General features: G+C 55.1%; 15 protein-coding genes. 10 read left to right on the top strand and 5 right to left on the bottom strand.

The window, feature by feature from the left end; all coding sequences use genetic code 11:
• Nucleotides 1-303: 303 nt before the first annotated feature.
• From putP to HMPREF3044_RS05080, 5 genes are all read left to right on the top strand, one after another.
• On the top strand, nucleotides 304-1,839 hold the full coding sequence (gene putP / locus HMPREF3044_RS05095; RefSeq protein WP_005392022.1) for a sodium/proline symporter PutP: 1,536 nt from the start codon (nucleotides 304-306) through the stop codon (nucleotides 1,837-1,839).
• A gap of 231 nt (nucleotides 1,840-2,070) precedes the next feature.
• Nucleotides 2,071-2,676: an HNH endonuclease family protein gene (locus HMPREF3044_RS12565; RefSeq protein WP_231286186.1), complete on the top strand. Its 606-nt coding sequence runs from the start codon at nucleotides 2,071-2,073 to the stop codon at nucleotides 2,674-2,676.
• Nucleotides 2,677-2,775: 99 nt separating this feature from the next.
• Nucleotides 2,776-3,246: a hypothetical protein gene (locus HMPREF3044_RS05090; protein WP_005392019.1), complete on the top strand. Its 471-nt coding sequence runs from the start codon at nucleotides 2,776-2,778 to the stop codon at nucleotides 3,244-3,246.
• 546 nt (nucleotides 3,247-3,792) lie between these two features.
• A complete protein-coding gene (locus HMPREF3044_RS05085; RefSeq protein ID WP_005392018.1) occupies nucleotides 3,793-4,593 on the top strand; it encodes a Cof-type HAD-IIB family hydrolase in 801 nt (266 codons plus the stop codon).
• Nucleotides 4,594-4,610: 17 nt separating this feature from the next.
• Entirely contained in the window at nucleotides 4,611-5,417 is an 807-nt protein-coding gene (locus HMPREF3044_RS05080; RefSeq protein ID WP_236589327.1) for an HAD family hydrolase, read from the top strand.
• Nucleotides 5,418-5,753: 336 nt separating this feature from the next.
• Here the strand turns inward: HMPREF3044_RS05080 and HMPREF3044_RS05075 are convergent, their stop codons facing one another.
• Together HMPREF3044_RS05075 and HMPREF3044_RS05070 are read right to left on the bottom strand one after the other, a co-directional pair.
• Nucleotides 5,754-7,007: a YihY/virulence factor BrkB family protein gene (locus HMPREF3044_RS05075; RefSeq protein WP_231286159.1), complete on the bottom strand. Its 1,254-nt coding sequence runs from the start codon at nucleotides 7,005-7,007 to the stop codon at nucleotides 5,754-5,756.
• 160 nt (nucleotides 7,008-7,167) lie between these two features.
• Nucleotides 7,168-9,324, bottom strand: coding sequence for a DEAD/DEAH box helicase (locus tag HMPREF3044_RS05070; protein WP_070739680.1), 2,157 nt, complete (start codon nucleotides 9,322-9,324; stop codon nucleotides 7,168-7,170).
• Nucleotides 9,325-9,638: 314 nt separating this feature from the next.
• On the opposite strand from HMPREF3044_RS05070, the gene HMPREF3044_RS05065 reads away from it, so the two are divergent.
• Both HMPREF3044_RS05065 and HMPREF3044_RS05060 read left to right on the top strand, forming a co-directional pair.
• Entirely contained in the window at nucleotides 9,639-11,069 is a 1,431-nt protein-coding gene (locus tag HMPREF3044_RS05065) for an amino acid permease (protein WP_005392008.1), read from the top strand.
• 487 nt (nucleotides 11,070-11,556) lie between these two features.
• Nucleotides 11,557-11,973, top strand: coding sequence for a (deoxy)nucleoside triphosphate pyrophosphohydrolase (locus tag HMPREF3044_RS05060; RefSeq protein ID WP_005391999.1), 417 nt, complete (start codon nucleotides 11,557-11,559; stop codon nucleotides 11,971-11,973).
• A gap of 31 nt (nucleotides 11,974-12,004) precedes the next feature.
• On the opposite strand, the gene HMPREF3044_RS05055 is transcribed toward HMPREF3044_RS05060, so the two are convergent.
• Nucleotides 12,005-13,219 carry an MFS transporter gene (locus HMPREF3044_RS05055; RefSeq protein WP_196793975.1) on the bottom strand — a complete coding sequence of 405 codons (1,215 nt, stop codon included), beginning with the start codon at nucleotides 13,217-13,219 and terminating at the stop codon, nucleotides 12,005-12,007.
• Nucleotides 13,220-13,814: 595 nt separating this feature from the next.
• On the opposite strand from HMPREF3044_RS05055, the gene HMPREF3044_RS05050 reads away from it, so the two are divergent.
• Complete coding sequence (locus tag HMPREF3044_RS05050; protein ID WP_040429072.1) at nucleotides 13,815-14,273, top strand: hypothetical protein; 459 nt, start codon at nucleotides 13,815-13,817, stop codon at nucleotides 14,271-14,273.
• Nucleotides 14,274-14,371: 98 nt separating this feature from the next.
• Here HMPREF3044_RS05050 and HMPREF3044_RS05045 read toward each other — a convergent pair whose 3' ends face one another.
• Both HMPREF3044_RS05045 and HMPREF3044_RS05040 read right to left on the bottom strand, forming a co-directional pair.
• The gene (locus tag HMPREF3044_RS05045) at nucleotides 14,372-15,058 is read right to left on the bottom strand and encodes a hypothetical protein (protein ID WP_005391994.1); all 687 of its coding nucleotides are present in this window, start codon (nucleotides 15,056-15,058) and stop codon (nucleotides 14,372-14,374) included.
• Nucleotides 15,059-15,545: 487 nt separating this feature from the next.
• The gene (locus HMPREF3044_RS05040) at nucleotides 15,546-16,307 is read right to left on the bottom strand and encodes a (2Fe-2S)-binding protein (RefSeq protein WP_246820885.1); all 762 of its coding nucleotides are present in this window, start codon (nucleotides 16,305-16,307) and stop codon (nucleotides 15,546-15,548) included.
• Nucleotides 16,308-16,612: 305 nt separating this feature from the next.
• On the opposite strand from HMPREF3044_RS05040, the gene HMPREF3044_RS05035 reads away from it, so the two are divergent.
• Together HMPREF3044_RS05035 and HMPREF3044_RS05030 are read left to right on the top strand one after the other, a co-directional pair.
• Nucleotides 16,613-17,452 (top strand): shikimate 5-dehydrogenase, encoded by an 840-nt coding sequence (locus HMPREF3044_RS05035; protein WP_070739674.1) that lies wholly within the window; start codon nucleotides 16,613-16,615, stop codon nucleotides 17,450-17,452.
• A 478-nt stretch (nucleotides 17,453-17,930) separates the two neighbouring features.
• Entirely contained in the window at nucleotides 17,931-18,779 is an 849-nt protein-coding gene (locus HMPREF3044_RS05030; protein WP_070739671.1) for a hypothetical protein, read from the top strand.
• Nucleotides 18,780-19,201 lie beyond the last annotated feature (422 nt).

Raw genomic sequence — 19,201 nt, 5'->3', positions numbered from 1 at the left:
TTTCCTCCACATACCAAACCGTCGGCTGCGCATACACCCAATGTGGCGTGGCACATGTGGTTGAATTCCCCGCTACGCACTTTGGCCCATGTCCATCATTTATGAACAGAAAAACATGCGGCAGAATGCTTCTTTCCGCATCTTCCCCTTTTTTCCGCAAAACAGTAACAACAGCTGGCGCATCTTGGTCACAATTTGGAAACTTCATTTCACTTAATGAAACTTTCGTGGTTAGTTAGAGTTCTAGAGATCTCTTGTACCCACCAGTAACAGGTGCGCCGCCGAGGAAAGGTTTAGACCCCTATGAACGTCTCAATAACCGAACACACATGGTTTATTATCGCAATCATCCTGTATATGCTCCTCATGCTCGCAATTGGGTATTGGAGCTACCGGCAGACGGATCGCTATGACGAATACATGCTCGCCGGTCGTTCTCTCGGCCCGGTTGTCGCCGCTCTTTCCGCAGGTGCTGCGGATATGAGTGGGTGGCTCCTCATGGGGCTACCCGGCGCGCTTTTTGTCACAGGCTTGTCCGAGATCTGGATTGCCGTCGGTCTCTGCATCGGCGCAGCGGTGAACTGGCGGATGGTAGCACCGCGACTACGCGCGTACACGGAGGTCGCCGGCAACTCGATTACGATTCCCAGCTTCTTGGAGAATCGGTTGCGTGATTCATCGCATGTGTTGCGCATCGTCGCGTCCCTCGTCATCTTGGTGTTCTTTACGTTCTATGTTTCCAGTGGCATGGTGTCCGGCGGTAAGTACTTTGAATCTACTTTTGGCGGGTCGTATCTCGATGGCATGCTCATCATCGCGTTCGTTACGGTGGCGTACACATTTATCGGTGGGTTCCTTGCTGTTAGCTACACCGATACCGTCCAGGGCATGATTATGTTCGGTGCGCTGGTGCTTGTTCCTATCGGCGCGTACGTCCTCATCGGCGGAGATTACGATATCTTCAGCTACGCGACACAACACCCCTACGGTCCGCATCCGAGTGGGAACCCGACGTACTTCTCTTTGTTCAGTGGCATTTCTGCGGCGGCAATCATCGGTAACCTCGCTTGGGGCCTCGGGTACTTCGGCCAGCCACACATCATTGTCCGGTTCATGGCTCTGCGCTCCCCCAAGGAGGCACGCTCCGGGATGTTCGTGACAGTGTTCTGGATGGTCATCTGCGCGCTGGGAGCCGCTGGTACGGCTCTTGTCGGCACGGTCTTCTTCGGTGCATACCCTGACCACACGGTGACGGATCAAACGTCTTACGAGACTATCTTCCTTGACATGGGCCGGATGCTTTTCCATCCGTTGATTGGCGGTCTGGTGCTCACTGCAGTCCTCGCAGCTATCATGTCGACGATGGCCTCACAGCTCCTGGTCGTCTCGTCGGCCCTCATTGAGGACCTATACAAAATCACCACAAAGCGTACGCTTTCCGACGGTCTCCTCATGAACTTGTCTCGCACCGCTGTCGTTGCTGTGGCAATCATCGCAGCCTTACTCGCTATCAATCCCAGCGATTCGATTCTGAGCCTCGTTGGGTTCGCCTGGGCTGGCTTTGGTTCAGCTTTCGGCCCTGTTATCCTCGCATCACTGTTCTGGAAGCGACTGACGGTTCCGGGGGCTATTGCAGGGATGATCACAGGAACGGTTATCGTATTCGCCTGGGGAAATTCGGTTCTCAGCGACTGGCTATATGAAATCGTCCCGGGTTTTATCGGCGCGGGCCTCGTCCTTATCGTCGTGTCTCTTCTCACCAAGTCTCCGTCAACGCACATTCTTGACGAGTTTGACCAGGCCAAGACGCTGGCAGTGTCGGGTGATTTTGAGGCTTAACACTGCAGCACAGATTCGGTCGCGGAAGGAAAAACTCTACCGCGCGTAGCTCTCGCTGGGCGGGATGGTGGAATACACCACCCCGCCGGAGGGAACCGATAGGTGCCCGCGCATCGTCTAACCGGTGTGAAGATTTTCCGACGCATTTTGCTTACGATCACGCTGGCGCTGACTCTCACTTCATCCGTTCCCACTGCTGTGGTCTTCTCACCGCTTTTCGACGATTCCAACATGGCCACCATTGCTTCTACCAAACAGCAACACAGATTCGATCTTGTCCGTCATCTACCACCCGTACAGGCGACAATAGGCACAGTCAGCACGACACCACCTCGTGTGCATGTCCTTGGGTATTCCCGTGATGAGTTTGGGCATGGCTGGGCTTCAGCGAGAGCCTGCACAACCCGTGAACTTGTCATTGCTGTTTCTATACCCGGCGCTCGTCTCAACAAAAAGACGTGCCAACTCGACGGTGGCAGTAGTGTCGACCCCTATTCGGGAGACCACATTACATCGCGGAGTGCTCTTGAACTCGATCACGTCATTCCTCTATCGGCAGCATGGGACTTGGGGGCCTTTGCGTGGAGCGAACAAAAACGCATCGCATTTGCCAACGATCCCCTTAACCTGGTTATAGTTTCGAAACAGCAGAATCAGGCTAAGTCAGATCACCTCCCGAACGAGTGGCTACCACCAAACAGATGGGCACGATGCTGGTACGCGCGGAGAGTGTCAGCCGTTGCTTCCTCCTACGGTCTTCCCCTCCCGGAAGCAGATAAGAATACTCTTAAGAAGCAGTGCATTATTCGAGATTTTTTACAAATGTCGCTAGAGTGATGGGGTCCAAAACCCACGAGCGTTTTGGGTTAGCAAAATGGTCCAGGCGGAAAACAATGTCGCTCTGGGCTCACAAATCAGAACGAAAGGCCTCTCCGAGTGACCACACTTTTCACTATTCTGCATGTTGTCGCCGCGATCCTATTTCTGGGTCCAGTGACCGTCGCTGTTTCAACTTTCCACAAGTACGCGCTCGAGGCTGACAACGGCAAGGACCGCGCCAAGGGGACTGCTAGTCTCCTGCACCGCATCACCCGCGTTTACGGAATGGGGTCTCTCCTCGTTCCTCTTCTTGGCTTTGCGGTCATGGTCAGTGACTGGGCGACGTACAAGTCCTACTACCTGATCCACACAGGAATTCTGCTCTCTCTTATCGCTTGGGCAATCCTCTTCTTCCTGATACTCCCCCTGCAGACGAAGTGCATTCACCAGCTCGGTCTTGCAGAGGCCGGTTCGGATCCCATTGACCTTTCGGGCTTCCACCTTACGAAGGCTGCGAAGAAGCTTCCGATGTATGGCGGAATCTTCTCCGCTCTCTGGCTCATTACCGCGATCCTGATGTTCTTCTAAAACACACGAATCCATCATGCGGCACGCGCGATGCGTGCCGCTTATTTTTTGCCAGCGTTGAGCCCAGCTACCACTCACCCCAACCATGTCATCGCTGGACTGTGCTCCACCACGCGCACTCTACAGCCACGTGCATGACAGGCCAACCACACAACGGCGAAGTCACAACGGCCACAGCCACGTGAGCAGTGGACCTGCGACTTGCTAGAGACTTGCTAGCTAGTTATGAGCTGTTATGAGCCTGCTCTTACCCGAAGCTACGCATGAACGTTCGTGGGCATTCCTCGTTAATCAGCCACATAGGAGCATGAAGCCTCACGTTTGTTCGGTAGTCTGAATGTGCAGAACGTGAACACAGATGGATGACCTTTCACATTAAACTCGTAACGCGAAGGTAGACATCTACAGGTTCCCGATACGTCCCACTGTGGAGGTAGCTCCTATGGTTACGTGTCGGTCGATAACATAAGCAATCAACGCTCCCACAGCAAGACGCGTACTGTTCGCTTTAGAAACACGCGAACCCACGCATAGGAAAGGATTACGGTGGCTTTTCGTCTCGTCGCCTTGGACATGGATGGCACTCTGCTAACGCCAGAAGGTGATATCCCCGCTGAGTTTCCCGAGCTCGCCCACGAGCTCATTGGCAAAGGAGTAAAAATTGTCCCGGCTTCAGGCCGACAACTCGCAACCCTCCGAGGCCAATTCGAGGGGATTACCGATTCGTTCATTGCCGAAAACGGTGCCGTGGTCGCAGTCGGCGGGCGGATAATCGCCACCCATACAATTCCCGTTGAGTACACACAACGTTTGCTTGCTGCCGTGGAAGACATGGACGATCCAAACTTCGGACTCGTCTTATGCCACCCCTCCACCGCCTATGTCACCCGTAGCGACGAGGAGTTCCTCGCCGAATGCTCCAAGTATTACCGTTCCCTCGAGCTCGCTCCGGAGCTGTCTCGCTACGCTACCGACGATGTCATCAAAATCGCCGTCTACGACTTTGACTCTGCCGAGGACAACACCACCCCACTGATGTCCGAAATTCTTCCAGAGCTGACAGTCGTCACTTCCGGTCAGCATTGGACCGATATCATGACGCCCGGAGTTCACAAAGGAATCGCTATTGCTGACCTATGTGACGCATTGGCTTTGAAGAAAGATCAGGTCATCGCCTTTGGTGACTACCTCAACGATTACGAACTCCTGGCTGCTGCGGGAACATCATATGGCATGGAAAATGGGCACCCGGAGGTCAAGGAGATAGCGACGCACATCGCTCCTTCGAACGCCGACAACGGAGTGATCACTGTTCTACGAAAACTCATGAAGGACGGCGAACTGTGAAGCTTCTCGCCTGCGATATGGACGGCACCCTCCTGACGCCATCGGGGAAATTACCAGATGGGTTCTGGGATCTCATGGACGACATTGCAGAAGAAAACAGGAGCCGCCGTTCAGAAGATGCAATCATTTTCCTCCCCGCCTCCGGCCGTTCCCTGCCTACGTTGAGAGGTTTGTTCACCCCTCCAGGGCAGTCCCCTGCTCTCGACTATTTCCTTGCAGGAAACGGCTGTGTCCTCTCGTCCCATGGAGTTGTGGAAACCGTAGCGAGGATTGAACCTGAAGTCGCCACCAGAGTGCTTGAAGCAGCGGCCTCATACCCTCAGAAACTCTGGGTGATCATGCACTTTCCTGAACGCACCGTAGCCCCCCGCGATCCTGAATTCCTCGAATTTCTCACCCACTACACCACACACCTAGCGGTTGTAGATTCTCTCGCTGATGTCGACCTGAATAACGTTGTGAACATGTCCATTTACCAGCCAGAGGACCCCTCCCATGGTCCGTGGGACTACATCCGCAATGAGTTTCCTGAACTCGAGGTGCTTGAATCCTCCGGAGACTGGTGCGACATCATGCCACCAAACGTAGACAAAGGTACTGGTCTCGAGTTCATCAAAGCGAAGCTGGGTGTGACAACGCAGGAAACCTTCTGTTTCGTGGATTATTTTAACGATGTCGGACTCATAGCTCCCTCCGGAAGATCCTTTGCGATGTCCAATGCGCATCCAGACGTCAAAGCCGCGTGCACCGACATCATTGGTTCCAATGCGGAAGGCGCAGTCATAACCACTATTCGTGACGGAATAAAACAAGGGTGGCTGTGACTCGTCAGGCTTGAGTAACCTTTACACCTTCTCCACATCCCCTCCAATTTTCGCCTGAGCTCGTTTTTCATCTGCATTACCAAGCACCCTCAGTACAGAGTGCCCACTATGCTGAGCAGCACCACATTTCCAGGCGTACAGATTGGAAGAAATTGGTCAAGAAAAGTCTTTGGCGCAATCGATGAATAACCACCGATTACACCCACAACTGAGGTACATCCACCACTGAGGAAAATTCCCTCGAGCGCACGGGACTGGAAGCGCCGGTGGCATCCAACAGCAAAAAGGATCGACTAGTTCAGAACGATGATTCCAGCGGAGGTGGCGGTCTTTATCTTACTTCTGTCCGTGACCGGCGCGGTGCTTGATCACCCGCGCTGATTCTTCCAATTTAGTTTGTACCTCGGCGTATTTCTGGGCGGCTGTGCTAGAACGAGGAGGAGCTTGGATAAAGCGTTCGGAGTCATAACCCATCTGCAGTTCCTTGGCCCGAAGAACCTCAGCATCCAATTTGATGCCGATAAGCAGGAGGATATTCATAATCCAGCAGGCGAAGATCACAGCAATAATCGTTCCGATTGCACCGTAGGCACTTGATCCTGCAAAAAATTGCAAATAGAGGCCAAGCAGCCACCAGGTGATGCCGATCGTTACGACTGAAACAGCGGAGCCGACAGTTAGCCAGCGGAAATGCTGAGGTCGTACATTCGGCGCAAAGTAGTAAAGGACTGCGACGAGGGTAAGAGCGATAAGAGCAATCACTGGAATGCGAATCCACACCCAGATAGGAAGAAAAATTCCGGTGAGAAAATCAAGTTCTTCAACGAGCCCCAGGGGATCTGCAATGGGTTCAAAAACAGCCAGAACCACTGATTGCCGCAAAAGAAGTGCACCAACTATGATGACGGCACCGATGACCATAAGAAATGTGATGCCCCACATCGTCAGCCATGTAGGAATGACGGTCCGTCCCTCTACCCTGCCGTAGATGAAGTTTGCACTGCGCGCAAATGCTCGCACCCAGGCAGACGATGAGAACAGCGCGATAAGAACAGCCAACACCAGGGCCCACGTGCCTTCGGCAGCTGAACCCACAATGACATCCACTACAGCTCTTACATGGTCTGCGATCTCCGACGGCACATACTTTGCGATGGCCTCCTGTGTCAGATTGGTTACCTGACGCTCATTACGAGCAAATATGAGTGTGGCAATGGAATACGCGGCGAGCACAGTCGGAGCGGCAGTGAGAAACATGAAGAAAGCAAGCACAGCCGCGCGGTCCATGATCGCATCGAGGATAAAGTCGCTCCACGTCCTCCTCAACACGAGCTTCCAGCTGTCCTTTGTCAATGTGTTACCGCGCGTTAGAGGGTTACGCCCGGGATCCTGCGGCTCAATCGACTCGACCCTATTGCCGCCCATTGGGACGACAAACTCTAACCGTTGTGTAGTGCCTCTATCAGGCTTGCCGTCCTCACTCGTCATACCTCGTAACACTAGTGGACAGTGCTCGGCCCTGGGAAATGTTTTGCCCAAATCCGCCATTTTAGAAAGCTGGATGGCTACGCATTCCTCATTTACAAGCACTCGGCCAGATGTTAACTGGTCTTAGTACATGGTTCTACTTCGACAACCTTGATGCCCGTGCGCTTTGCGCGCATTTTTGATTGCGTGCAGTTATAAGCGCCAAAAAGACCACAGAGAGACGGCATATCCACCGGCACCTCTGTGGCCCTGAGTTTTTTACTTAGTAGCGATCCCGACCGCGACCGCCTCCACGGCGATCGTTGCGATCACGCCAATTTCCACGACCGTTGCGCCGATCGCTACGCCCGTAGCCACCGCGATCGTTGCGATCTCCGCGGTCACGGCCACCTCGGTCACGGCCACCGCGACCGTAGCCACCGCGATTGCCTCGGCCACCACTGCGGTTACCACGAGAGATGTAGCCATCTGGATCCCGACGGATCTCGATGTTGCGACCACCGATTTCTGTGTCAGCCAAGCGATCCAGGACATCGTCGCCAAGCCCCTTGGGAAGCTCTACCAACGAGAAGCTCTGCTGGATATCGATGCGACCAAAGTCACGGTTGGAGAGGCCACCCTCATTGGCGATAGCACCAACAATTGCACCCGGGCGTACGTGATCGCGACGACCCACCTGAAGACGGTAGATTTCAAAATCACTGTCCGGACGTGCAGGTCCGTTGTCACGCTGCCGACGTCCACCGTCGCGGTCTCTATCGCGCCGTTCCCGTCGCTTGTCCTTCGGAGGCTCCTTCATGAGGAATTCCTCGTTGGACTGAGCCTGCGCCGCCAACGCTGCAGCAATGTCCTCGAGTGGCACATCGTGCGCATCCGAGTACTGCTTCACGAGGCTACGGAACAGACCAAGCTGGGAATCTTCCAGCGCCTCCGTGATGGAGTCTGCGAACTTCTCCTTGCGGGACTCATTTACCTCGTCCACTGTAGGAAGTTGCATTTCCTCAAGGGTCGCGTTGGTCACGCGCTCAATCGAGCGGAGCATACGGCGTTCACGTGGCGTGACGAACAGAATCGCCTCGCCGGTCCGGCCAGCGCGGCCGGTGCGCCCAATGCGGTGAATGTAGCTCTCCGTGTCATGCGGAATGTCGTAGTTAAGAACGTGGGAGATGCGATCCACATCCAGACCACGCGCCGCGACATCGGTTGCAACAAGGATGTCCAGGCGACCGTCGCGCAGCTGGTCTACCGTGCGCTCACGCTGCTGTTGCGCGATATCTCCGTTGATTGCCTGTGCGGAAAAACCACGTGCACGAAGCTTCTCGGCGAGCTCCTCCGTCTCGTACTTCGTACGGACGAAGATGATCATCGCCTCAAATTCAGTGACCTCGAGAATGCGGGTCAGTGCATCCAGCTTATTGCGATGAGCGACATTCAAATACCGCTGTGAGATGTTCGTGTTGGTTCGTGTCTCTGCCTTGACCGTGACCTCGTACGAATCATCCAGGTACTGCTGGGAGAGTCGACGAATCGCATTCGGCATGGTCGCCGAAAACAGCGCCACCTGCTTCTTGTCTGGGGTGTCCTCCAGGATGCGCTCAACATCCTCTTGGAAGCCCATGTTGAGCATCTCGTCCGCTTCGTCGAGGACGAGATAGTCCAGGTGCGAAATGTCGAGGGACCCCTTCTTCAGGTGGTCGATGACACGGCCCGGGGTACCCACGATGATGTGCGCACCACGGCGCAGGCCTGACAGCTGGATGCCATAGGCTTGCCCGCCGTAAATCGGCAGGACGTTGATTCCGCCTACGTGGTCAGCGAATTCCTGGAATGCATCCGCCACCTGGAGAGCAAGCTCACGGGTCGGTGCCAACACGAGCGCCTGAGGTGATCGGTTGGATTTGTCGATACGGGCAATGATCGGCAACGCGAAGGCCGCCGTTTTGCCCGTACCGGTTTGTGCTAGGCCCACAACATCGCGCCCGTCCAGGAGAGCGGGAATCGTCCGCGCCTGGATAGGTGACGGTGTTTCGAAGCCAACCTTCTTCACGGCTTCGAGGATGTCTGAAGGCAGACCCAGCTTGTCAAAGGATAGGTCAGTGGAGTCGGTGCCCTCAGAATTTTCCGCAGCCCTGGCATCTTCATCATCTGCAGACTGTGTGGAGGAGGCATCATCGGTGGTTTCCGATTCAGTAGATGCCTGGCCCTCTGCGTCCCGCGTATCCTCATTCCCTTCGACGTTCTCAGAAACGATAACGTCCTCCGCAGACACGTCTGCGGTAGGAACATCGTTCTCGGAGTAGTCGGTGGAAGAAATGGTAGCGGTGTCGTCTGCGACGCCATGCGAAGTTTCCTGAGTGTCCGACGAAATTACGTTATCCGGCTCGTTTACGCCGCCGGAGGCGTTTTCGGGATTACTCATTGCCCGTTCACTGTAGTCGTTTGCAGGAAAAATTGAAAGTACAGAGGCGCTTTTGTCATTTTTCCACGAGCCAGCCAACGCTGTGATCCCAACCACCCTGGTGCCGCGCCTTTCATATTTTAGGTGCCGACCAGTTAAGATAATCTCCACGTTTGTCACTTCACAAAAACTTAACTTGGTTGTGGTCGCGTTTCTCCCGGCATCGACCAAGACCAAGCTGAACATGCAACGGCACTTGTAAGTTTTTGGAGATGTAGGAACCAAACGCATGACAGCCAGTTTTTGGATACAACTACGAGCAAGAAGGTGCTTATATGAACCGTAAGGACTCGTCCTCAGTCAGCACATCACGCAGGTATGCGCCTGCCACTTCCATCACGCGTGGATTGAATGCTCGTCATATCCATTTCATCGCGTTGGGCTCCGCCATCGGTACAGGCCTGTTTTACGGATCTGCGGGTGCCATTCAGGCAGCGGGACCATCAGTGCTCCTCGTCTATCTCCTCGGCGGAATCGTTGTTTATTTCATGCTCCGCGCGCTCGGCGAGATGGCCGTAGCTCTTCCCGTATCTGGCTCTTTTGCTGAGTACGCGAGGAAGTATCTCGGTGGCTGGGCGGGCTACATCACTGGGTGGATGTACGCCTTCGAAATGATCATTGTGTGCCTAGCGGACCTCACAGCAATCGGCACGTACATGAAATTCTGGTTTCCCCAATCCGACGCATGGATCTGGGTAGCCGTCACCCTCCTCATCGTTGGTGCTGCCAACTTGGCGAGTTCCCGATGGTTCGGTGAGCTGGAGTTTGGCTTCACGATCATAAAGGTTACGGCCGTAGTGGCCATGATCATCGGTGGCGCACTCATTCTGATTTTCGGCCTCGGCAACGGAGCCCACAATGTTGGCATCGACAACCTCTGGAACGATGGAGGGTTTTTCCCCAACGGTGCCAGTGGAATGATCAGCGCATTCATTCTCGTTCTGTTTGCGTTCGGTGGAACGGAAATCATCGGTGTCACTGCTGGCGACGCTGAGCACCCGGAGAAGCACATTCCTCAGGCAGTTAACACTGTTCCTGTCCGCATTCTGCTTTTCTACGTTCTGACTATTTTCGTAATCGTCACGATCAATCCGTGGCGAACCATCACCGGCGAGGAAAGCCCCTTCGTGCAGATCTTCTCCTCACTGGGGGTCAACTGGGCAGCTGCACTACTCAACGTAGTCGTCATCACTGCAGCTCTGTCCGCGATCAATTCCGATTTGTTCGGCGCAGGAAGGATCATGACAGGCATGGCCAAGCAGGGTCTAGCACCTCGCTTTATGGCAAAGGAAAGCCGAGGCGTTCCGGTAGCCACCGTCGGTACGCTCATTGCTGTCCTTATCGTTGGCGTTGCGTTGAACTACTTCGTTCCCGAGTCGCTCTTCTCCAAGATCGCAGCACTGGCAACGTTCGCCACAATTTTCGTATGGCTCATGATTCTTCTCGCACACGTTGCTTCCCGCCGACAGATGTCCCCCACAGAGGTAGAACAGCTAGCATTCCGCGTACCTTTCTGGCCATACGGGCAGTACTTCTCCATTGCATTTATCGTGTTCACCTTCGGCATTATGGCGTGGGAACCCGAATTCTGGAGCGCCCTCGCCGCCGGTGCAGCGTTCATTGTCATCATGACCATCGTCTACTACGCCACTCGCCACAACCACGACGCAGAAGGAACGGAGGATTTCGCCTTCCCAACTGCGTAGGGATACGAATTTCGAGGCGTGAATAGATAAACGATAGACAATCCCCGCCACAGAACCTCTCAGGCTTGAGAGATAGAAGGCGGGGATTTCTCTATCTCTCATGCCCGGATAGTCTTCCGAATGAGCCCTCTTGATGGTTTTTCCTCATAGTGGTGTGCACTCAACCGATGAGGCCGAAAACTTGTGTCGGGGAAGCAGGGTAAGGCGATCCCGCATGAGACATCCCATCACAAATGTCCGCCATGATGGTCCGCCACAATTACCCGCCGTAACATTCGGTCTCCCCAATCAATTTCCCCTCCGCCCCCCTCGTCGTTTGTCCACCTAAAACTAGCAGGCGCCGCTGGCGAGAGCGCCGGAGACGCAGTGGTGGAAAAACATAAGCGGCTCGGCAAAACCTAACAGGCTACAGTTGGGTGGAGGAAATGCCCCCTCGTCGAGTTTGATGTGGGAGTGCACAAAACGGGTTTAGAAAGGCTAAGGACCGATGAAGCACACATCTCCTCTCGCTGTCGTCGGCGGGGCGATCCTCCGCGAAAACAATGGTGACATCGAAGTCCTTGCCGCTAAGCGAGGGCCAGGGCGCGCAATGAGCGGCTACTGGGAATTCCCCGGAGGCAAGGTTGAAGAAGGCGAGACAGAAGAGGAAGCACTCTCCCGTGAGCTGCTGGAGGAACTCGACATCACCGTAGCGGTGAAAAGTCACATTGATACATCGCTCTACTCCTATGATTTTGGGGAGATAGCGCTGTCTGTTTACGTGTGCACGATCACCTGTGGCGAGCCGACTGCATCTGAACACCAGTCATTGGATTGGATCCCCGTTCCCGATCTCGTAAACCTCACGTGGGCGCCGGCAGACATACCGGCGATGAAAAAACTCACCGATACTCTCGGTAGTTAAATCTCGACACCGGCCGGGCACTGGAGCAGGCTTACCTACGGCTGATCCGCTTGGATGCAAGTGTCTCTTCGCCCCACATCCACGCCACTGTTGCCAGAACTCCCACGATCGCGCAGGATGCGAACGCCGCCTTATAGCCACTGATGTCCACCAATGTTCCGGCGAGAACTGGCCCAATGATGGAGCCCAAATCTTGAGACATCTGGAAATTAGCTAACACTTTTCCGCCTGAGCGCTTGTTCCCTACCACGTCGGCCAGCACTGCTTGCTGCGATGGATTGAGCATTCCTGCGCCTCCACCGGCGAGAAGCGAGAAAAGAAGGACCTCCCACGATGCTATCGACCAGCCCAAGAGACCAGTAAAAATCAGGTTAACGAGGAGTCCGGCGATAATAAGTGGCTTGCGCCCTATCCGATCCGCACCGCGTCCGGCGAACTGTTGTGCGGTGGCATTCCCAAGCGCGAAGGTGGCAAGAGCGATTCCGGAGACAGCGGCCCCGCGCTCAAATAAGCTCGCAGCAAACAGTGGAAGGATTGCAACCCTGCATCCAATGTTGATCCATCCATTAGCAAATCCCGATGCCAATGATGCCCGATAAGCTGAACTTTTAACCGCCTCTTTGAACTTCATGGGCGGATAGTCGTTGGCGTGTTCTACTGCAGAGATCTTATTCGGATCCAAGAACTTCCACACAACTCCCGCTGCGACGAGAACTCCTACCCCATAGATGAAAAATGGAGCACGCATCCCGATCGCAGAAGCCGCTGCTCCAATGACCGGGCCAAGCACGTTTCCGAGCAAGAAGGCAGTGGCATATAGCGAGCTCGCGCGGCCACGCTTGGATGGCGGTGCCAACCGGACGATGAGCCCCATTGCGGAGACAGTAAACATTGTGGAACCGAATCCACCCAATGCACGGCATAACAGCATGTGCCAGTAATCCTGGGCGAATGCGATGGCACCTGTTGTAACTCCAACGATGATAAGTCCGGTGAGATATACCTTTCGAGAACCAAAGCGATCGATGATCCCTCCGGTTGCCGGAGCGAAGATTAAGCGGGACAGTGCGAAAACACTGATGATGGCGCTGGCAGCAGCCATAGAAACGTCGAAGGAGCGAGCGAACTCGGGGATGATCGGCGCAATGAGTCCGAACCCCAGGGCGATGATGAAAGCTGCGACGACGAGAATCCAGATCTCTTTGGGAATGTCCCCTGAACTCTTCTTCACCCTCGTATCGCTCATGTCTCTCACAATCATTAAGGATAACCAGTTAAGCGGTAAAGCCCAATCCTCATAGCTAAGACCTCAGTATGCAGTGGTGCGACCCTTTGCAGGCGCATGGTCGCATGTTCGCATGCTCATCGCGACTAAGCATTCTCATCATTGCCCCCGTGCTGTCACCCCGTGACAGCGAACCCTTTTTTCGCATTTCCTTTCCCTCAAAAGTCACGCGCGTACCGCAAAGCTCCTGTATATAATTGCAACGCAGCTCCATTTTAGTACATTTGTTCGCATTTTCGACTTCGTCTACACGTTCGTGTGGCTCCTCTCTCCTACTGTGAGAGCCATGTTTAGAAACACTCACGCCGAATCATTGCACTCTGCAACACCGCACGCTATCACCATCCCTAACAAACGCCCCCTCACCTCACTATTCAGCCGCATTCGTGACTGGGGACTTCCATCCGCCGAAGAGCGCCCGGATTCTCACCGAATTGGATACCCCCACCCGCTGAAGAGTTCCCCTCCTCCTCAACCACGAGGAGATTCTGGTAATGACGACGCGCCATCACCCCCTCTACAGGCACGTCGGTCCACGAGCACCCCACAAGACCTCGTGAACGATCTCTACAGTGCGGGCACTGGCAAAGATCTCCATGACGCACTCGATGAAGTGCGCGGCACGATTCATCATCCCCGTTCACTCGCCAGAGCAATAGCGACATGGCGTCCACCGCGCATCCGCCTGCCACTCACCGCTGATTCTCCGGAATTTATTGTGTCCGTTTCGCGCCACCGTGCGGGTGCACGCGTACGCGAATTCGTGCAAGCCTTCGGCGAAGATCGTGAACCTGCCTACCTCATCACCGTGCGCTTCTCTGATCCGACGGGGCGACCAGTACACACGCACCAAGCTGACGCGTGGGTGCGACGTTTCACTCCCGGCGCGCCTGAGCACTGCATCCACGAGCTTCGGGGCGAAGCTACTCCCACGTACTGCTGGCTTGTCGACGGAGCTTTTGCACCCCTTGCTTCACCATCTTCTCTTTTCAAAGAAGAAGGATTCGCTGCTTAGCTCCGTCGAACGGATGGTGCCGGCAACCACTAACCGGAGGCCATGAGATGCCCCGATCAGTTGAACTGATGATGCACAGTCTGACCAGCGAGGTAGGGCTAAAACTCGTCGGAATTAGCGGAGTAATCGCCGTCCTCGTTGCCATCGCCACCGAAGTCGATGTCTTGATAGTCATCAAAGTCGTCGTCATCGAAGGTGAGCAACTGCGATTCCCAATCCTCTGCCTGATCGGCGGCTAGGGACAGTGCCTCGAAAAGCCGATCGAAGTCGGTAAATTTGCCTAGCTCGAGGACCTCAGCGTCTTCGTCGATGTCCTCATCGCTTCCAATCGGCGAGGCCACGAAAAATACCTCAGCGACGGGAATCACATCGTCCTCCGCCTCCACCTCCACGCGGATGACGGAATCTTGGCCGACGGGAGTTGTCACCACGTGCGGGTCGCGATAGCTCTGCTCGAAGTCTAGATCGGCAATTCGTTCGTCGGTTCCTCCAATGAGATCGCGGAGGATGGTAATGATCTGGTCCGTTGCCATGTGACGGCCTACGGCCTTCACCGCATCTTCCACGGAGAACACAACACTCACGAGGACAGCGTCAAAAGAACTATCGCCATCGTCTACGTCTGCATCCGCAATGTAGACGTTGGCCGCAGGTAGCAGCGGATCGATCTCCACAAACTGGATTTCTAGTTCGGAAGTAATAGGTACAAAAAGGGTATCGCCGTCACCGCGGGATTCGATGCCCTCAGCATCAAGTGCTGCAGCTAGATCCTCAAAGAAAGCCATGCCAATTCCTTTCCCAGCCGGGCATATGCCGACATCGGAGTGGTGTGTTGTGGTTTTTGACCCGGAACATTTCCCGTGTCCTCATCGATGGTAGACGAAATGGGACGAACGCATGCGTTTTACTAAACCAGCAGTTGTCATTCCAAAATTCTCTACGCACCAACGGACCTTTTGGCCCAACCAGGAATACTGTATCGGGGCCCTGCACGCATGTCTGCTGGACGGAATACCACACGCTCAGCCCTCCTTTTCCGCGTTTTCACACACTTTCCCCGCTCTCGCGTGTGCCCAGACGGGGGCACATACTCACGGTTGTTACGTGCTCACGGAGGTCACGTGCGTATCTGCTATCGCGCCATGGTTCCAGGTTGCCTTCTTGTACAATCCCCGGACGACCAGCGGAGCGAAGGTGCCGTCTAGGGAGGCGCAGAGCAAGTGACAGGTGTCGAGCTGCGATGGCATCTAGGCGAAAATGCCCCTAAAAGTCCTAAAAGTACTGTGCACGCGCCTGGGCTTCTCGCCGGCGGGTTTTTGCATCCCGGCGCGGGCAGTCCGAGCACAGATCTGCGTCCGGTGACCGGAAGATCTTGCAGCAGGAGCAACGATGATAAAGAAGGAAAACATCATCGTCATCTGAACGTACGTCTTCTTCCGTCCATTCTCCTTCGCGGAGTACCTGGACCGTAAGATCAGGCAAACGGCGACCAGAAGCGTCGACAAGCGCACTGTGGAAGGCACGAGCAAGCGCGTAGCCTTCCCCGGAAGCAAAGTCACGCATGCCGTACCGGATTAAACCATCGACGGGAGAATCAACTGCTAGTGCCCACAACGGCGCCGGCCTAACCTCAGAGACATCTGTGAGAACATCGATGACCGCCGCCACCGTCGACGCGTACGTGCGGGCAGATTCCTCCACGGTAGCGACAGTGTCTTGCGGTTCTATCGTGTACCACAGTGGATCCATCCACGTGATTAAGCAGGATTCGAGGCTCAGGTCAGAGCACACCTCATCTTCGACCATGGCGGCACACGACGGCAGGGAAAGTGCATTGACAAATCGGTAGAACCACACCTGGGTGGCATCGCGAGTGCCGTTCATATGCAAGCTGTCCCCGGTCGCTTTCACCGCAGATGAAAGACGGTCTGGTTGGCAGAAAGCAGAAGGGGAAAGCACATCCCCGCCACGTGGCGCTGTGATGTAACTAGCCAACTCAGGGTGTGCTCCCGCGATGGCCGATAGAAACGACATCGGCTCCAGGCTCCTTTCTTCTTAAACGCTCCGTGCTACTAGCTGTGTCCATCACTGGAGGCTGAGGGGAGGATGGAGTATCTCAGATTTCTACCGCACTACTCGTAGTTGCGCTCACGACTCATGCCCTTTCCACGCGCCTCCGCCTGCTATGTGACGTTGTTACTTCTAGACTATCCGGAAGAGCCTTGTGGCGGGGACGGATCCCAAACCGAATAGTTTTTCTTGCTCACTGATATTTTTGCTGCGTTTTTGCTGCGGTGCATGGCACCCCGAGTGGGTGATTCTCTACAGTGGAAGTCACTATGAGTACACTTCAACGCCCGGTCGCAATCGTCGACAACGAAACCACCTTGTGCATTTCCTTGGCTGCCCGCCCCTCCAACCACGGCGTGCGGTTCCACAATTATCTGTACGCCAAATACGGACTGAACTTCCTGTACAAGGCAGTGGCACCACGCACTATTGAAGAGGCTGTGGCAGGCATCCGCGGTCTGGATATTCGCGGTGCAGGGGTGTCAATGCCCTACAAGCAGTCAGTCATCCCTCTCCTCGACGCTGTCGATGCATCGGCTTCCAGGATCGAAGCTGTGAACACGATCGTCAATGACAATGGCTACCTCACCGGGTTCAACACGGATTACATCGCTGTTTCCACGCTAGTTGTGGAACGAGGTATTGAGCCGACAGATGCCGTCGCTGTGCGGGGAAGTGGCGGCATGGCGAACGCGGTCGTCGCAGCCCTGACAGACACCGGCTTCTCCGGTACCATCGTCGCACGTAATCACGAGACTGGTCCGCGCTTGGCCACACGCTACGGGTGGAAATATTCGCCCACCGTGCCTGAAGGTGCTCGAATGCTGGTCAACGTCACACCCCTGGGGATGAAGGGGGAGAATGCGAACGACATGTCTTTCACCACAGAGGAGATTTCGGCTGCTGACATCATCTTTGATTGCGTTGCGTATCCGGTAGAAACGCCGCTTGTCTCCTACGCTACGCAGGCAGGAAAGACCGTTCTTAATGGCGGAGAAATCATCGCGTTGCAGGCCGCCGAGCAGTTTGAAAAATACACCGGAATACGGCCCTCGGCAGCAGATGTCGAGGAGGCAGAAAGCTACACCCGTAACTCAACTGTGGGCTAATCCAGCACACCGCGTCCATCGTATTCGACCTCCCTCTGGAACAGTGTGACACGAGGTATCCCTGCGGGGAAAGCCGGTCCACCGGAATTGATCTCCCGGTTGTAGGAGTGGAGTATGAGGCGCCGGGTTGTGATCACGACGCTACATTATCTATGCGCCAGGCAGCCCCGGAGACATGAGTGGAGAATAATTTCACGTGGTGCGGTGTTGTACGTGTGGAGGTTCACTCGGAGTTGGCACACTAGCTGTAGAAATGACCGCACCGGATTGTTTCCTCGACGCGGAAACAGAAAGCCGTGCAGAACACGATGGCGACGTGCGACACATTGGATGAGCACAGCCGTGGAGGGAAGCTATACGATTGGTCGGAACTGATAGCGTGCCGACCGGGTTCGAACCATGCAACTAACAAGAACGACATAATCCTGCGATAACCTAATAAACTAGCAATAGCTGATAGCGACAGTAAGGACACAAAATGGGCACAATGGATGCAGTAAGCAACTTCTTTTCCAAAGACGACAAGGTCACGGCGAAAGATGGGTCCCGGACAGCCGAGGATCTTACGCATGCTCCCACAGACGCCGCCGTCCTCGAAGAACGCGCCGGCGCTATCGGTCGCATTGTGATTACTGCACTGGATAAGGCAGTGAAAATCCAGGGTGGTGCCATTACGCAGTATGTGTCATGGCTGAAGAAGAAAAATCCTGATGCCACCCCAGAAGAGCTGCAAGATCTGCTCGACAAACACTTTAAGAGGGTCGCTACTGCCACCGGCGCAGGTTCTGGAGCTGCCGCCAGTATTCCTGGAATCGGTATGGTCTACGGAGCTGTCGCTGTCGGCGCAGATTCGCTCGCCTTCCTCGATGCCGCCGCCGTGTACACCATGGCCAGCGCACTGATTCGCGGGGCAGACATCAGCGATCCGGAGCAGCGTCGCAGCCTCATCCTCATGGTTTTGGCAGGATCCTCAGGCACTGCCATCGTGGACACGCTTCTCGGTGACCTATCCCAGGAAAATGGCGCATCGACGGCGGCTCTCCTCACCCGGTTCTCAGCCCCCAAGCTGAGCGAAGTGAACGAAAAGCTCATGAAATCAGCACTGAAGTCTATGAATAAGCGCTTCCGCCGGGCGTGGCTGGGTAAGCTCATGCCCCTGGGGATTGGCGCGGTTCTCGGCTCCGTTGCCAACCGGAAGCTCGCCGACAACGTTGTGGACAGCGCCCATGCCTCCCTCGGAGCGCTGCCCCGCGATTTCGCAGATATAGACCCCGTCATCGACGGCGAAGTTCTTTCAGAAACCGTTGTCGAAAACTCCAGTGAGTAATTTTTGCCGCTTGCGGTGCCGTGGAACCCGGCGCTCGTACAGTCCGTGCACTGAACACAAGGGCACCGTACTGCGGTAGACCCACGTGCTGCTCATCTCCCGTTGTATCGGTGTCTCCTTCAGCCGGTGTTCCATCGCTCTTTCACGGTTCATGTGGCACACGAGGATGTCCGTTAGGGATACTACTGATCGCGCAGGCGATACTTGCCGTGAGTGCCTCCCTACGCTCACCTTTGCCGTCGTTCTACCTCCATTTATTTCCACTGTTATTCCCCCCGCCCCATCACCAGTCTCCTGTGCTTTCCTGCTCCAACCGTTTGTTTCTGTATCCCCGATTCAGTCGAGGGCGGACCGCACACGGCACGCAGAAACGCCAGTTCTTCCCCTGGTCGAATCCAGGTAAACAGCGCAATGCTGCTGAG

The organism is Corynebacterium sp. HMSC073D01, assembly GCF_001815555.1.
Lineage (GTDB): Bacteria > Actinomycetota > Actinomycetes > Mycobacteriales > Mycobacteriaceae > Corynebacterium > Corynebacterium glucuronolyticum.
The sequence above is the reverse complement of the archived record's forward strand: the minus strand, read 5'-3'. Positions and strand labels throughout refer to the sequence as shown.

Bases quoted from the DNA above. Each gene is read 5' to 3' on its own strand.
- putP (WP_005392022.1), top strand. From the start codon at position 304: ATGAACGTCTCAATAACCGAACACACATGGTTTATTATCGCAATCATC.
- HMPREF3044_RS12565 (WP_231286186.1), top strand. From the start codon at position 2,071: ATGGCCACCATTGCTTCTACCAAACAGCAACACAGATTCGATCTTGTC.
- HMPREF3044_RS05080 (WP_236589327.1), top strand. From the start codon at position 4,611: ATGGACGGCACCCTCCTGACGCCATCGGGGAAATTACCAGATGGGTTC.
- HMPREF3044_RS05070 (WP_070739680.1), bottom strand. From the start codon at position 9,324: ATGAGTAATCCCGAAAACGCCTCCGGCGGCGTAAACGAGCCGGATAAC.
- HMPREF3044_RS05065 (WP_005392008.1), top strand. From the start codon at position 9,639: ATGAACCGTAAGGACTCGTCCTCAGTCAGCACATCACGCAGGTATGCG.
- HMPREF3044_RS05060 (WP_005391999.1), top strand. From the start codon at position 11,557: ATGAAGCACACATCTCCTCTCGCTGTCGTCGGCGGGGCGATCCTCCGC.
- HMPREF3044_RS05055 (WP_196793975.1), bottom strand. From the start codon at position 13,219: ATGAGCGATACGAGGGTGAAGAAGAGTTCAGGGGACATTCCCAAAGAG.
- HMPREF3044_RS05045 (WP_005391994.1), bottom strand. From the start codon at position 15,058: ATGGCTTTCTTTGAGGATCTAGCTGCAGCACTTGATGCTGAGGGCATC.
- HMPREF3044_RS05040 (WP_246820885.1), bottom strand. From the start codon at position 16,307: ATGTCGTTTCTATCGGCCATCGCGGGAGCACACCCTGAGTTGGCTAGT.
- HMPREF3044_RS05035 (WP_070739674.1), top strand. From the start codon at position 16,613: ATGAGTACACTTCAACGCCCGGTCGCAATCGTCGACAACGAAACCACC.
- HMPREF3044_RS05030 (WP_070739671.1), top strand. From the start codon at position 17,931: ATGGGCACAATGGATGCAGTAAGCAACTTCTTTTCCAAAGACGACAAG.